Source organism: Prauserella shujinwangii, assembly GCF_003001955.1.
Taxonomy (GTDB): Bacteria; Actinomycetota; Actinomycetes; order Mycobacteriales; family Pseudonocardiaceae; genus Qaidamihabitans; species Qaidamihabitans shujinwangii.
This window is the reverse complement of record NZ_PVNH01000002.1, coordinates 311,139-323,564: the sequence shown is the minus strand read 5'-3', so window position 1 is coordinate 323,564 and position 12,426 is coordinate 311,139. Positions and strand designations below refer to the sequence as shown.

Genomic DNA, 12,426 nt, shown 5'->3' with positions numbered 1-12,426 from the left:
TGGACAGTCCGCGATCGTGATGTGGTGATGAGCAGGCGGGCCGGCGCAGGGACGGCCGGCCCCCGCGACCAGTCGTTTCCGGGGCGATAGGTTCGGCGCATGGCGAATCCGACCGGCGAACAGTTCGAACTCACCCGGGGCAGCGCCCGCGCGGTGGTCACCGAGATCGGCGCGGGACTGCGCGCCTTCGAGATCGGCGGCGTGCCCTACCTCGAGACGTTCGACGTGGAGGAGGAACCGCCGAAGGCCGCCGGGCAGGTGCTGCTGCCGTGGCCCAACCGCACGAGGAACGCGGAATGGACCTACCGGGGCGAGGTGCAGCGCCTCGACGTCACCGAAGCCAGGCGGGGCAACGCGATCCACGGGCTCACCCGGCACCGGGAGTGGCAGCTGCTGGAACACGCCGAGTCCGCCATCACGCTCGCGGTGGACGTGGCCGACGAACCGGGTTGGCCGGTGCCGTTGCACACCGTGATCCGGTACGACCTCGCGCCGCGCGAGCTGACGGTCACGCACGAGATCCGCAACGAGGGCGAGACCCCGATCGGCGTCGGCGTGGGCGCCCACCCTTACCTCCGGATCGGAGACGTCCCGACGGACGAGCTGACGCTCACGCTGCCCGCCACGCGCGTGCGGCCCTACGTCGCCGACCGGCAGCTGCCGTTCGGCGACGAGCGGGACGTCGAGGGCACCGAGTACGACCTGCGCGGCGGCAGGCGGGTGGGCGACCTCGACCTGGACACGGCGTTCGGCGCGCTGCGGCCCGGCGAGGACGGCCGGTTCCACCACCTGCTCACGCACGGCGACACCGCACTCGACCTCTGGGCCGAGAGCGACTTCGGCTGGGTCCAGGTGTTCACCCCGCGGGACCTCGTCGGCAGGGGAAGGGCGATCGCGATCGAGCCGATGACCTGTCCGGCGGACGCGCTGAACAGCGGCACCGACCTCATCGAGCTGGAGCCGGGCGCGTCGTGGCGGGGTAGCTGGGGTATCCGCGTGCGGTGAGCGACGTCGTGGTGTTCCGCGGTCTTCCCGGCAGCGGGAAGACCGTGCGCGCCCGTGCGCTGCAACGCGCGGAGGGCGGCTGGCTCGTCGGCCGTGACCATCTGCGCGACCTGCTGTTCGGGCTCGCGGAGTACCGGTTCTCCACCTGGCGTGAGCTGCGGGTCGGCGAGGTGCAGGAGCAGCTGATCCGCACGGGGCTGCGGGCGGGCAGCAACGTGCTCGTCGACGACCTGAACCTGCGCAACTCCTACGTCAGGCGGCCCGCGGAACTCGCCGCCGAGGAGGGCGCCGGGCTCCGCGTGATCGACCTGACCGACGTGGACCCCGCCGTGTGCCGGGAGAACGACCGCGCCCGCGACCGGACGGTCGGAGCCGCGCTGATCGACGACCTCTACGAGCGGTACGTGCGCGGCAGGCCGTACCCGCTGCCGCTGCCGCCGTCGGCGGCGGGGGTGGTCAGCTCAGCGTGGTGAGGTCCAGCCGGGCCGGGAACGGTTCCGTGGTGGTGTAGGTGCCGGTGGCGGCGGGTGCGTCTTGGTAGCCGAGTTCTCCGGCGAGGTGGCAGGCGACCAGTGACAGTGGGTCGGCGAGGTCGACGATCCAGTAGTGCGGGATGCCGGCGTCGGCGTATTCGCCGTGTTTGATCACGTAGTCGGTGCGGCGGGAGCCGGGGGAGACGATCTCGACGACGATCACCACGTCGGAGGCGCGGAGCAGCCCGCCTTCCTTCCGCACCCGGTCCCGGCCCTCGCGTCGGACCACGACCAGGTCGGGGCGTCGGACGAAGCCCGGTTCGTCCGGTCCGGCCAGCTCCAGGTCGACATCGATGTCCGGGACCACCCGGAGGTCGGCCGGGACCTGCGGGTAGAGCTGCATGGCGAGTGCCAGTGCCGCCTCGTTGTGCTCCGGTGCCGGGCTCGGCGACATGACCAGACGGCCCTCCTGTAGCTCCGTGTAGCCGGGTTCGGTCTCGCCGAGAGCCGCGTAGTCGGTGATGGTCAGCAGTCCGTTCGACTCGTGGGGGTGCTCGGGCAGCGCGGTCACGGGTCCTCCTCGGGTCACGGACGGTGTCCCACGGCGTCTCGATGTGGTTTCCGTCGGCGGCGGGGGTGGTCAGCTCAGCGTGGTGAGGTCCAGCCGGGCCGGGAACGGTTCCGTGGTGGTGTAGGTGCCGGTGGCGGCGGGTGCGTCTTGGTAGCCGAGTTCTCCGGCGAGGTGGCAGGCGACCAGTGACAGTGGGTCGGCGAGGTCGACGATCCAGTAGTGCGGGATGCCGGCGTCGGCGTATTCGCCGTGTTTGATCACGTAGTCGGTGCGGCGGGAGCCGGGGGAGACGATCTCGACGACGATCACCACGTCGGAGGCGCGGAGCAGGCCGCCCTCGTCGTGTGCGCGGTCGACCGCCTTGCTCTCGGACCACGACCAGGTCGGGCCGTCGGACGAAGCCCGGTTCGTCCGGTCCGGCCAGCTCCAGGTCGACATCGATGTCCGGGACCACCCGGAGGTCGGCCGGGACCTGCGGGTAGAGCTGCATGGCGAGTGCCAGTGCCGCCTCGTTGTGCTGCGGTGCCGGGCTCGGCGACATGACCAGACGGCCCTCCTGTAGCTCCGTGTAGCCGGGTTCGGTCTCGCCGAGAGCCGCGTAGTCGGTGATGGTCAGCAGTCCGTTCGACTCGTGGGGGTGCTCGGGCAGCGCGGTCACGGGTCCTCCTCGGGTCACGGGCAGTATCCCACGACCGTTTCGATGTGGTTGCCATCGCTGCGGGGCGGTTTCCCTCGTGCGGGGCAAGTTCGTTAGCGTGTCGAACTATGGTGAGCGCGATCATTGGTGGCTACGTGGTGCCCGTCGACGGCGATCCGATCGAGGGCGGCACCGTGCTGATCGACGGCGGGCGGATCGTCGCCGTCGGCCGGGCTGCGGACGTGGACGTCCCCGAGGACGCGGAACTGATCGACGCGTCGGGAACGTGGGTGCTGCCCGGCTTCCTCGACGCACACGCCCATCTCGGCGTGCACGAGGACGGCGAGGGCTGGTCGGGGGACGACACCAACGAGATGACCGACCCCAACGGCGCCCGGTTCCGCGCGATCGACGGCATCGACCCGTACGAGGTCGGCTTCGACGACGCCCTCGCGGGCGGGGTCACGAGCGTCGTGATCAAGCCTGGCTCCGGCAACCCCATCGGCGGCCAGACCGTCGGCGTCAAGACGTGGGGCCGCACCGTGGTCGACATGCTGTTCGCCGAGTCGGTCAGCGTGAAGAGCGCGCTGGGCGAGAACCCGAAACGCGTCTACGGCGAGAAGAAGCAGACGCCGAGCACGCGGCTCGGTGTGGCGGCGATCCTGCGCGAGGCGTTCACGAAGGCGCGCAACTACGCGGCGCAGCGTGACCACGCGCGGCAGGAGGGCAAGCCGTTCGACGTGGACCTGACGCTGGAGACGCTGGCGAAGGTGCTGGACGGCGAGCTGTACTGGGACCAGCACACGCACCGCGCCGACGACATCGTCACCGCCGTGCGGCTGGCCGAGGAGTTCGGCTACAAGCTCGTCGTCAACCACGGCACCGAGGGGCACCTGATCGCGGACTTCCTCGCCGAGCATGACGTGCCGGTGATCCTCGGCCCGCTGTTCACGTCGCGGGCCAAGGTGGAGCTGCGCCACCGGACGATGCGCTCGGCTGGCATCCTCGCGCGGGCGGGAGTGCGGCTGGCGATCACCACCGACCACCCGGTGATCCCGATCAACTTCCTCGTCTACCAGGCCGCGCTCGCGGTCAAGGAAGGCCTGGACCCGGACACCGCCCTGCGGGCGCTGACCATCAACCCGGCGCGCATGCTCGGGCTGGACGACCGTGTCGGCGCGCTCCGGCCGGGGCTCGACGCGGACGTGGTGTTGTGGTCGGGTGACCCGCTGGACGTGATGAACCGCGCGCTGCGCGTGTTCGTCCGGGGTCGCGAGGTGTACCACTTCGACGAGTCCAGCGGCGAGGGTGTCGTCACCGACCGCCGCTACCGCGAGTGACAGCGGTTCAGGCCTTGCGGAGCTCGCGGGCGATGACGATCCGCTGGATCTGGTTGGTGCCCTCGAAGATCTGCGGCACCTTCGCCTCGCGCATGTACCGCTCGACGGGGAAGTCGCGCGTGTAGCCCGCGCCGCCGAGCACCTGCACCGCGTCGGTGGTCACCTTCATCGCCGCGTCGGTGGCCACCAGTTTCGCGATCGACGCCTGCCGGTGGAACGGCAGTCCGCGGTCGCGGCGCCGTGCGGCGTCGAGGTACATCGCCCGCGCCGACTCGATCGCGGCCGCCATGTCGGCGAGCAGGAACTCGATCCCCTGGAACTGGATGATCGGCTGGCCGAACTGCCTGCGCTCCCTGGCGTAGGCGAGCGCCTCGTCGAGCGCGGCCTGCGCGAGACCCACCGAGCACGCGGCGATGCCGAGCCTGCCCGAGCTCAGCGAGGCCAGCGCGATGCGCAGCCCGTCGCCCTCCGCGCCGATCAGCCGGTCGGCGGCCACCCGGGCGTCCTCGAAGATCATCTGCGCGGTCGTGGAGCCGGTGAGGCCCATCTTCCGCTCGGGCGCGGCCGCGGAGAGGCCCGGCGTGTCCGCGTCGACCAGCAGGCAGCTGATGCCGCCGGTGTCGTCGGTGGTCCGGTCCGAGGTCCGCACCATCGTCGTGTAGAAATCCGCCTCGCCACCGTGTGTGGTCCAGGCCTTCGTGCCGGTCACGACATAGCTGTCGCCGTCCCGCCTCGCCCTGGTCGACAGCGCCGCCGCGTCGGATCCGGCGTGCGTCTCCGACAGCGCGTACGCGCCCAGCAGGTCGCCCTCGAGCATGGCAGGCAGCCAGCGCTCCCGCTGCTCGTCCGTGCCGTGGTGCGCCAGCGCGAAACACGACATCGTGTGCACCGAGAGGCCGACGCCCACCGTCATCCACGCGCTCGCGATCTCCTCGAGCACCTGCAGGTAGACCTCGTACGGCACCTCGCCGCCGCCCCAGCGCTCGGAGTACGGCAGGCCGAGCAGGCCGGACTTGCCCAGCAGGCGGAACTTCTCCCGGGGGAAGCGACCCGCCTCCTCGTACTCGGCCGCGTGCGGGGCGAGCTCCTCGCGCGCGATCTCGCGGGCGAGTGCGATCAGGTCCTCCGCCTCGGTGGTGGGCAGCAGTCTTTCGGCCGGCATGGAAGCTGTCTCCGCGTCGAGTGGCTGTACTGAAATTGATACTGTAGTCGCGTTCAGAGTACTATATACGGATGCCTGATGTCGACGAGTACGCTCGGCGCGTGCTGTCGAGTTCGCCCCGCGCCCGCAAGCAGCCCACGGCCAGGCAGCGAGCCCTGCTCGCCGAGCTGGAGGAGCTCTTCCTCGCCGAGGGCTTCGCGAGGTTCACCCTGGACGATCTCGCCGCGCGGATGCACTGCTCCAAGACCACGCTCTACGCGCTGGCCCCCAGCAAGGAGCAGCTCGCGGTGGAGGTGGTCGGCAGGTTCTTCAAGGGCGCGGCGCGGCGGATCGAACGGCGGATCGAGGGTGTCGACGACGCCCGCAAGATCATCGAGGTGTATCTCGCCGGGGTGTCGGACGAGCTCAACCGTGCGTCCGCGACCTTCATGGACGACGTCGCCTCGTTCCCGCCCGCGCAGGCGGTCTACGAGGTCAACTCGCAGGCCGCGGCCGCGCGGATCCGCACCTTCATCGCCAAGGGCGTGGCCGACGGGGTGTTCCGGAAGGTGCACGCCACGCTGATCGCGGAGATGGCCGGGCTGCTCGTCGAGGCCATCCAGACCGGCGTCCTCGGCAGGAGGGCCGGGGTCTCGGACGCGGAGGCGTTCACGGCGCTCGCGGAGCTGCTGCTCGGCGGGGTCGAGGCGGGGTAGAATCCCGCGCCGTGATCGTTTCCGGAGGCGAGGCGCTCGTCGATCTCGTGCCCAGCGGGTCCACTATGGACGCATTGGTACCCAGGCTCGGTGGTGGCCCGTACAACGTGGCGCTCGCCGCCGGGCGGCTCGGTGTGCCCACCGCGTTCCTCTCCCGGGTGTCCACCGACCGCTTCGGGGAGGCGCTGCTGCGGCGCCTCGTGGAGTCCGGTGTGGACGTATCGCTCGTCCAGCGCGGGCCCGAGCCCACCACGCTCGCCGTCGTCGCACTGGACGCGGACTCCAGTGCCTCCTACAGCTTCTACACCGAGGGAACCGCCGACCGGCTCGTCACCGACCCCGGCCCGCTCCCCGCGTCGGCGAGCGCGCTCTGCCTCGGCACCCTCGGCATGGTGCTGGAGCCCGGTGCGGGTGTGTACGAGACCGTGTTGCGCAGGGAGGCGGAGCGCGGAGTGCTCACCGCGCTCGACCCGAACATCCGTGCGGACCTGATCGCGGACGCAGCTGCCTACCGGGCGCGGTTCGCCTCGTGGTTGCCGCACGTCCGGTTGCTCAAGGTGTCGGTCGACGACGCGCGGTGGCTCGCCGCCGGAGGCGACGTGACGGACTCGGTGAAGGCGTGGCTCGACGCCGGTGTGCAGGCGGTCGTCCTCACCAAGGGCGCCGAGGGACTTTCGGTCCGCACGGCGGCGGGCGAGGTGGCCTCGGTCCCGACGGTGCCCACCCGGGTCGCCGACACGATCGGCGCCGGGGACACGGTGCAGGGCGCGCTGCTGGCGTGGCTGGTGCGGCGGAGCGTGACCGACCTGACCTCGCTGCGTGAGGCCGACTGGCGGGAGGCGCTGCGCTACGCGGCGCGGGCGGCGGCCGTGACGGTCTCCCGGATCGGGGCCGAGCCACCCACCGAGGCGGAGCTGGAGCGCGGCCACTGAGGTCTGTATCACGTGGACGGACCGCCGCACGTGTGAACCTGATCGCAAACCGTTAGCTGTGGGTAACGCCACGGCTGCGAAGAAGGCGCTCTCTGGACTAGCGTAAGGGGGAATTCATACCCCAGCGGGGCGGTGTGCGGCGAGGTCGAATCCTCCTCGTGTACGAACCCGGTGGCCTGCGGAACCTGCGGCCACCACCGGCCCGTGTGACCGTGAGAGGCATGTGCATGTCCGACGCGACTGCGGCGCAGACCGGGGGCGAGAAAGTCGTACTCCGCCTGCCGAGCGGCGAGCATGATCTGAACGTCGTGCGCGCCGTCGAGGGCGCCCCCGGAATCGAGCTCGGGAAGTTGCTGGCCCAGACGGGCTACATCACCTACGACCCCGGCTTCGTGAACACCGGGGCGGCGTCTTCGGCCATCACCTACATCGATGGCGCGGAGGGCATTCTGCGGTACCGGGGTTACCCGATCGAGCAGCTCGCGCAGAACTCGACCTTCATCGAGGTCTCCTACCTGTTGATCTACGGCGAGCTGCCGACACGGCAGCAGCTGGACGACTTCACGTCGCGGATCAACCGCCACACGCTGCTGCACGAGGACCTCAAGCGCTTCTTCGACGGTTTCCCGCGGGACGCCCACCCGATGCCGGTGCTGTCGAGCGCGGTGTCGGCGCTGTCGACCTTCTACCAGGACTCCCTCAACCCGTTCGACGAGCCGAACGTGGAGCTGTCCACCATCCGCCTGCTGGCGAAGGTGCCGACGATCGCCGCGTACGCGTACAAGAAGTCGACCGGCCAGCCGTTCCTCTATCCGGACAACTCGCTGGGTCTGGTCGAGAACTTCCTGCGGATGACGTTCGGCCTGCCCGCCGAGCCGTACGAGGTCGACCCGGACGTCGCCAAGGCGCTCGACCTGCTGTTCATCCTGCACGCCGACCACGAGCAGAACTGCTCGACGTCCACGGTGCGGCTCGTCGGCTCGTCCGAGGCCAACCTGTTCGCCAGCATCTCGGCGGGCATCATGGCGCTGTTCGGCCCGCTGCACGGCGGCGCGAACAGCGCGGTGCTGGAGATGCTGGAGGGCATCAAGGCGAACGGCGGCGACGTCAACGACTTCGTCAACCGGGTGAAGAACCGGGAAGAGGGTGTCCGCCTGATGGGCTTCGGGCACCGGGTCTACAAGAACTACGACCCGCGCGCGAAGATCATCAAGCAGACCGCCGACAAGATCCTCGCCAAGATCTCCGGTGGTGACGAGCTGCTGGACATCGCGAAGGCGCTGGAGGAGCGCGCGCTGTCCGACGACTACTTCGTCGAGCGCAAGCTCTACCCGAACGTCGACTTCTACACCGGGCTCATCTACCGGGCGCTCGGCTTCCCGACGAAGTACTTCACGGTGCTGTTCGCGCTCGGCCGCCTGCCCGGCTGGATCGCGCACTGGCGCGAGATGATCCAGGACCCGGCCACCAAGATCGGCAGGCCGCGGCAGATCTACACCGGCGAGAAGGAGCGGGACTACAAGCCCATCTCCGAGCGCTGACCCAGCCGGCTCGGCCACGGGCAGTGAATGGCACATTTCCTGCGTTGAGCGCAGGGAATGTGCCATTCACTGTTCGAGGACCTCCCCGTCCACCTCGACGGACACCTGGGCGGGATCGAAGCAGACGTGGCCCGCGACCTTGACGGCGTCCTCCAGCGGGTGCTCGTAGACCCACGCGACGTCACGGTCTCCGCGACCGAAGTACGCTGCCGTGCCCTTGTACGGGCACACCGTCTCGGTGCTGCTCGGCCGCAGCGCGTCCTGCCGCACGTCGTCGCGGGGCAGGTAGAACCGGTTGGGCAGGCCGGTCTCGGACAGCAGGACGGGCCGGTCGCTGTCGGCGAGCAGCCGGTCGCCGTCGTAGACCCGCACCCGCCTGCTGGTGGCGCGGGCGTCCACCCGGTGGTAGGGGTCGCGCAGGTGGCCGCGCACCTGCTCGTCCTCGTCCCACCAGGCGTCCATGCTGTCCCAGTAGACGGCCGCGTAGCCCGCGAGCCACGACGCGTCCGGCATCGGCTCCGGGTAGCTCCACACCGCGTTCTCCGCGAACCGGTCGCCTGCCCGCACCGAGTGGTAGCGCGCGTCCCCCTTGAACGGGCAGTGCGTGGTGTGGCCGGACGGCTCCAGCAGGCCGGACGCGAGGTCCGCCTCCGGGATGTACAGCTGCGGCAGGAGACCGGTCTCGTGCAGCAGCATCCCGCGCCTCGTGTCGGCGACGGTGTGGCCGCCGAACTCCGCCCGCACACGGCGGGGGAACGGATGCATGAGCAGCTTGTGCGCGGGGCCGTCGACTTCGTAGTTCCTGGTCTTCGGCGGGCGTGCGGACAGTGGCCCGGCGGGCAGCGTGAGGCTCATCGCATCACCTCCGTCTCCCTCGCCAGGCTAGTGCGATCCGGCCGGGTTCGCCGTCTACCGTGACCGGTGTGGACATGCGCGCGGAAGACCTCGCCCGGGACCTCGAACAGGCGGCACTGGACGAGCCCGAGGACCACGCCCAGTGCATGCTGGAGGCCGCCGGGTACTGGCACCTGGCCGGGCGCGACGACCGCGCCCGCGAGATCTTCGAGCAGTACCTCGACACGGACCAGGCCGTGGTTCCGGATCCCCGGCTCGCCTACGCCGATTTCCTCCTCGACGTCGGCGAGGAGGACCGGGCACGGGAACTCGCGGACGAGGCGTGGCGCGACGCGGCCCTCTCCGTGGCGGACCACGAGTTCGGCGGGGAGATCTTCGAGGTCGCGCTCGGGGAGCCGGAGACCGCGCTGCACTGGTACAACCGGGGCGTCGCGCTCGCCGTCGATCCGACCACGCCACCCACCGCGGCCGAACTGGCCCGCGATGTCGCGCTGCTCGGGCTGTTCGCGGGCCGCAGGCGGGTCCGGGAACAGCTGGGGCACGTTGCCGACGACTGGGACGCACTCGCCGCCGCGGCGGCGGAGGCGGCGAGGACCGAGTTCGCCGGAAGGGAACTCCCGCCGCCTCCGCAGCGCGTCGCGGTCCTGTACTTCCCGCGGGCCGAGCTGGCGGAGTACCTGCGCCGGTGGCCGGGCGGATACCCGGGATTCACCGACGCCGCCGATCCGCACACCGACCACCGGCGCGAGGTCGAGAGGGCGCTCCGGAACGACGTGTCAGGGGTCACCCTCGCGGTGGCGACCGGTGCCGTGGCGCGGTTCGCCGAGTTCGCCGAGCGGCACGGTCTCGATCCCACCGAGGCCGCCACCCGGGCGCGGTACGCCGCGCACCTCGGCAACGAGGGGGCGGTGGTGCCCTGGCCGCCGGGGCGCAACGACCGGTGCTGGTGCGGGTCCGGCCGCAAGTACAAGAAGTGCTGCGGCAGTCCCGGATTCCTGGACTGAGTCCGTGGCGCCGGCCGCCGCGCCGAACGCGGCACTCGCGCGCGGGAGCGGGGACTCGCGGGCGTCAGCCGCGCAGGGCGTCCCGCAGCCGGATCCGGCTGCCGGTGCGCAGTACGGCGGCCCGGTAGACGCGCGCCCCGAGCCACGTCAGCACCGCGATGGCCGCCACCGTGAGCGCCAGCGACAGCGCGATCTCCAGCCAGCCCGCCGCGCCGGCCGCGATCCGGCCGGGCATCAGGATCGGAGCCAGGAACGGGATCATCGAGAGCACCACCGCCGCGGTCCCCTCGGGTTCCTGGATGACCGCGAACCCGGCGAGGAAGCCCACGAGCAGCACGATCGTCACCGGTGTCAGCACCGCCTGCATGTCCTCCTGCCGGGACACCAGCGACCCGGCGCCCGCGAACACCGTGGCGTACAGGAAGAACCCGAGCAGGTACCACAGCAGGCCCCACAGCAGGGTCTGCGTGGCCACACCCGAGATCGTCAGCACCCCGGTCGAGGTGGCCATCACCAGCCCGCTCACGCCGAGGACGGCCAGTTGCACCAGGCCGACCAGACCCAGGCCGATCACCTTGCCCAGCAACAGGTGCCACGGCCGGACCGTGGACAGCAGGATCTCCACCACCCGGCTGGCCTTCTCCTCGACGATGCCCTGCGCCACGAGCGAGCCGTACGTCGTGATGCTCATGTACAGCAACCCCAGCATCACGAGTGCCACCACGAGCCGCTGACCCCGCTCGGGGTCCGGCGTCTCCAGCGTGCTGACCTGCACCCGCACCGAGTTGACCTCGCTCATGACCTCGGCCGGATCCAGGCCCGCCTCGATCAGCTTCGCGTCGAGCACCTCCTGCTGCGAGATGCCGCTGAGCAACGCCCGTACCTGCGGATCCAGCTCCGTCTTCACGAGCGCGCGCAGGTTGGCCGGGCTGCCCGAGACGAGCACGTCCAGCTCGCCCGCACGCACCTGTTCGCGACCCGCTTCCACGTCCGGCACGCGCTGCGTCCGGATGTCCTCGTCGAGTTGGCGCGCCCCCTGCTCCAGCGGCTCCGCGATGGCCGCGGCCTGCCCGGTGAGCCCGACCGTCGTCCGGTCCGCGTCGCTGAACAGGCTCGCCTGCAGCGCCAGGTAACCGACCAGGACGGCCAGGATCAGCAGGGTTCCGGCGACGAACCCGCGCGTGCGCAGCCGCGTGTTGAGCTCGCGCAACGCCACGAGCCGGACGGCGGTGAGCGGAGTCACCGAACGCCGGTCGGTCGGCTGGGTCACCTGATCGCTCCTTCCGCGACGGCGGTGCGGAACAGCTCGCTGAGCGAGGCCTTCCGCCGCGTGAACTCGTGCACGGGCCCGGTCGCCAGCGCGGCGGCCAGCACGGACTGGTCGTCCGCGTCCGGCGCCAGCTCGAGCACGGTGGACCCGCCGCTCTCGGACACCACCCTGACCCCGGGAAGGGCGGCCGCCCAGCCCGGGGGCGCGGCCGGAGCCGACACGACGAGCTGCGACGCCGCGCTCGAGGTCAGCTCGGCCACCGAGTCGCACGCCACGATCCGCCCGCTGCGGATGATGCCGACGCGGTCGCACAGCCGCTCGACGAGTTCCAGCTGGTGGCTGGAGAAGATCACCGGCACCCCGGACGCGGCCTGCTCCCTGAGCACGTCGCTCATCACGTCCACGGCGATCGGGTCGAGGCCGGAGAACGGCTCGTCGAGCACGAGCACCGCGGGGTCGTGCACGAGTGCCGCGGCCAGCTGCACGCGCTGCTGGTTGCCGAGGCTGAGCTTCTGCACCTCGTCGGCGCGCCGGTCGGTGAGACCGAGCCTGCCGATCCACGTCTCCGCGTTGCGGTGCGCTTCGTTGGGCGGCATCCCGTGCAGCTGCGCGAGGTAGACGAGCTGGTCGAGCACCTTCATCTTCGGGTACAGCCCGCGTTCCTCCGGCATGTAACCGATGCGGGTGCGGATCTCGTGCGTCACCGGCCTGCCGTCGAAGCGGACCTCGCCCGCGTCGGCCGACACGACGCCCAGCACGATCCGCATCGCCGTCGTCTTGCCCGCTCCGTTGCTGCCCACGAACCCGAACAGCTCGCCGGGCCGCACGTCAAAGCTGACCGAGTCGAGGGCGACGACGTCCCCGAAACGTTTGGACACGCTGTCGATTTCCAGCGTTCGCTGTGGCACGAATCCCCTCCGTGGTGCCTTCGACGCCGACCG

The 12,426-nt window shown here is 70.8% G+C and carries 13 protein-coding genes and 1 pseudogene; 7 read left to right on the top strand and 7 right to left on the bottom strand.

The window, feature by feature from the left end:
* The first annotated feature begins 99 nt into the window (after positions 1 to 99).
* Both B0I33_RS04860 and B0I33_RS04855 read left to right on the top strand, forming a co-directional pair.
* On the top strand, positions 100 to 1,005 hold the full coding sequence (locus B0I33_RS04860) for an aldose 1-epimerase family protein (RefSeq protein ID WP_106177310.1): 906 nt from the start codon (positions 100 to 102) through the stop codon (positions 1,003 to 1,005).
* Positions 1,002 to 1,478 carry an AAA family ATPase gene (locus tag B0I33_RS04855; RefSeq protein ID WP_181193181.1) on the top strand — a complete coding sequence of 159 codons (477 nt, stop codon included), beginning with the start codon at positions 1,002 to 1,004 and terminating at the stop codon, positions 1,476 to 1,478. The genes B0I33_RS04860 and B0I33_RS04855 overlap by 4 nt, the downstream gene beginning before the upstream one ends.
* Here B0I33_RS04855 and B0I33_RS04850 read toward each other — a convergent pair.
* The 3 genes and pseudogenes from B0I33_RS04850 to B0I33_RS30785 all read right to left on the bottom strand — a co-directional run.
* On the bottom strand, positions 1,462 to 2,049 hold the full coding sequence (locus B0I33_RS04850; protein WP_106177308.1) for a Uma2 family endonuclease: 588 nt from the start codon (positions 2,047 to 2,049) through the stop codon (positions 1,462 to 1,464). The two genes, B0I33_RS04855 and B0I33_RS04850, sit on opposite strands and share 17 nt — an antisense overlap.
* A 69-nt stretch (positions 2,050 to 2,118) precedes the next feature.
* Positions 2,119 to 2,487 carry a Uma2 family endonuclease gene (locus B0I33_RS30790; RefSeq protein ID WP_106177307.1) on the bottom strand — a complete coding sequence of 123 codons (369 nt, stop codon included), beginning with the start codon at positions 2,485 to 2,487 and terminating at the stop codon, positions 2,119 to 2,121.
* 25 nt (positions 2,488 to 2,512) lie between these two features.
* A pseudogene (locus B0I33_RS30785) lies at positions 2,513 to 2,707 on the bottom strand (Uma2 family endonuclease); the annotation flags it as partial.
* Positions 2,708 to 2,814: 107 nt separating this feature from the next.
* Here B0I33_RS30785 and B0I33_RS04835 point away from each other — a divergent pair.
* A complete protein-coding gene (locus tag B0I33_RS04835; RefSeq protein WP_106177306.1) occupies positions 2,815 to 4,026 on the top strand; it encodes an amidohydrolase in 1,212 nt (403 codons plus the stop codon).
* 7 nt (positions 4,027 to 4,033) lie between these two features.
* On the opposite strand, the gene B0I33_RS04830 is transcribed toward B0I33_RS04835, so the two are convergent.
* Complete coding sequence (locus B0I33_RS04830) at positions 4,034 to 5,188, bottom strand: acyl-CoA dehydrogenase family protein (RefSeq protein WP_106177305.1); 1,155 nt, start codon at positions 5,186 to 5,188, stop codon at positions 4,034 to 4,036.
* A gap of 71 nt (positions 5,189 to 5,259) precedes the next feature.
* Between B0I33_RS04830 and B0I33_RS04825 the strand changes: the two genes are divergently transcribed.
* The 3 genes from B0I33_RS04825 (at position 5,260) to B0I33_RS04815 (ending at position 8,356) form a co-directional block, all read left to right on the top strand.
* Complete coding sequence (locus B0I33_RS04825; protein WP_106177304.1) at positions 5,260 to 5,883, top strand: TetR/AcrR family transcriptional regulator; 624 nt, start codon at positions 5,260 to 5,262, stop codon at positions 5,881 to 5,883.
* 11 nt (positions 5,884 to 5,894) lie between these two features.
* Positions 5,895 to 6,815 (top strand): carbohydrate kinase family protein, encoded by a 921-nt coding sequence (locus B0I33_RS04820; RefSeq protein WP_106177303.1) that lies wholly within the window; start codon positions 5,895 to 5,897, stop codon positions 6,813 to 6,815.
* A 227-nt stretch (positions 6,816 to 7,042) separates the two neighbouring features.
* Entirely contained in the window at positions 7,043 to 8,356 is a 1,314-nt protein-coding gene (locus B0I33_RS04815) for a citrate synthase (protein WP_106177667.1), read from the top strand.
* 66 nt (positions 8,357 to 8,422) lie between these two features.
* Here the strand turns inward: B0I33_RS04815 and B0I33_RS04810 are convergent, their stop codons facing one another.
* On the bottom strand, positions 8,423 to 9,211 hold the full coding sequence (locus B0I33_RS04810) for a DUF427 domain-containing protein (protein ID WP_106177302.1): 789 nt from the start codon (positions 9,209 to 9,211) through the stop codon (positions 8,423 to 8,425).
* A 74-nt stretch (positions 9,212 to 9,285) separates the two neighbouring features.
* Between B0I33_RS04810 and B0I33_RS04805 the strand changes: the two genes are divergently transcribed.
* Positions 9,286 to 10,215 carry an SEC-C metal-binding domain-containing protein gene (locus tag B0I33_RS04805; protein ID WP_146147456.1) on the top strand — a complete coding sequence of 310 codons (930 nt, stop codon included), beginning with the start codon at positions 9,286 to 9,288 and terminating at the stop codon, positions 10,213 to 10,215.
* Positions 10,216 to 10,279: 64 nt separating this feature from the next.
* Here the strand turns inward: B0I33_RS04805 and B0I33_RS04800 are convergent, their stop codons facing one another.
* Positions 10,280 to 11,485: an ABC transporter permease gene (locus B0I33_RS04800; protein ID WP_106177300.1), complete on the bottom strand. Its 1,206-nt coding sequence runs from the start codon at positions 11,483 to 11,485 to the stop codon at positions 10,280 to 10,282.
* Entirely contained in the window at positions 11,482 to 12,393 is a 912-nt protein-coding gene (locus B0I33_RS04795; RefSeq protein WP_106177299.1) for an ABC transporter ATP-binding protein, read from the bottom strand. The genes B0I33_RS04800 and B0I33_RS04795 overlap by 4 nt, the downstream gene beginning before the upstream one ends.
* Between the last annotated feature and the right edge of the window lie 33 nt (positions 12,394 to 12,426).